The sequence below is a fragment of the Paraburkholderia sp. USG1 genome (assembly GCF_031570135.1).
Taxonomy (GTDB): Bacteria; Pseudomonadota; Gammaproteobacteria; order Burkholderiales; family Burkholderiaceae; genus Paraburkholderia; species Paraburkholderia dioscoreae.
On sequence record NZ_JAMWXW010000078.1, the window covers coordinates 1 to 1,511 of the forward strand.

Annotated in this window: 1 protein-coding gene; it reads left to right on the plus strand. The window is 63.9% G+C overall.

Going from position 1 to position 1,511, the window contains the following annotated elements:
- Nucleotides 1–1,511 (plus strand): threonine ammonia-lyase, biosynthetic (ilvA, locus tag NE850_RS39315; RefSeq protein WP_310700421.1); only part of this gene is annotated, 1,511 nt, incomplete at both ends.

Consider the following 1,511-nt stretch of genomic DNA (forward strand, 5'->3'; position numbering starts at 1 on the left):
CACGACTACCTGAAGAAAACCCTGACCGCGCGCGTCTACGACGTGGCCCGCGAGACCGAACTCGAACGCGCGCCGAATCTGTCGGCGCGTCTGCGCAATCCGGTCTACCTGAAGCGCGAGGACAACCAGCCGGTGTTCTCGTTCAAGGTGCGCGGCGCGTACAACAAGATGGCGCATATTCCGGCCGGGGCGCTGGAACGCGGGGTGATTACCGCGTCGGCGGGCAATCATGCGCAGGGCGTCGCGCTTTCGGCCGCGCGCATGGGCGTGAAGGCGATCATCGTGGTGCCGGTCACCACGCCGCAGGTGAAAGTGGATGCGGTGCGCGCGCACGGCGGCCCGACCGTCGAAGTCGTGCAGTTCGGCGAATCGTATAGCGACGCGTATGACCACGCGGTGAAACTGCAGGAAGAGCGCGACCTGACCTTCGTGCATCCGTTCGACGATCCGTATGTGATCGCCGGCCAGGGCACGGTGGCAATGGAGATCCTGAGCCAGCATCAGGGTCCGATTCACGCGATCTTCGTGCCGATCGGCGGTGGTGGACTCGCGGCAGGCGTGGCCGCATACGTGAAATCGGTGCGCCCGGAGATCAAGGTGATCGGCGTGCAGACCGACGATTCGTGCGCAATGGCCGCGTCACTGAAAGCCGGCGAGCGGGTCACGCTGACTGAGGTCGGTCTGTTCTCGGACGGCACGGCGGTGAAGCTGGTCGGTGAAGAGACCTTTCGCCTCTGCCGCGAATATCTCGACGACGTGCTGCTCGTGAATACCGACGCCCTATGCGCCGCCATCAAGGACGTGTTCCAGGACACCCGCAGCGTGCTGGAACCTGCCGGCTCGCTCGCGGTGGCCGGGGCGAAACAGTATGCGGAGCGCGAAGGCATCGAGAACCAGACGCTGATCGCGATCACGTCGGGCGCGAACATGAACTTCGACCGCATGCGCTTCGTGGCCGAGCGCGCCGAAGTCGGTGAGGCACGCGAAGCGGTGTTCGCCGTGACGATCCCCGAAGAGCGCGGCAGTTTCCGGCGCTTCTGCGAACTGGTGGGCACGCGCAGCGTCACCGAGTTCAACTACCGCATTGCGGACGCGCATTCCGCCCATATCTTCGTAGGCGTGCAGATCAGGAATCGCAGCGAATCCGCGCAGATTGCGGGTGCGTTCGAAGCGCACGGCTTCGCCACCGTCGATCTCACGTTCGACGAACTGTCCAAGCAGCACATCCGCTATATGGTCGGCGGCCGCTCGCCTCTGGCGCACGACGAACGACTGTTCCGCTTCGAGTTTCCCGAACGTCCGGGCGCGCTGATGAAATTCCTTTCGTCGATGGCGCCGAACTGGAATATCAGCCTGTTCCACTACCGCAACCAGGGCGCGGACTACAGCTCGATTCTGGTCGGCATCCAGGTGCCGGAGAGCGAGAACGCGGCGTTCGAACAGTTTCTCGCCACGCTCGGTTATCCGAACTGGGAAGAGACGCGGAATCCGGTGTATCGCCTGTTTCTCGC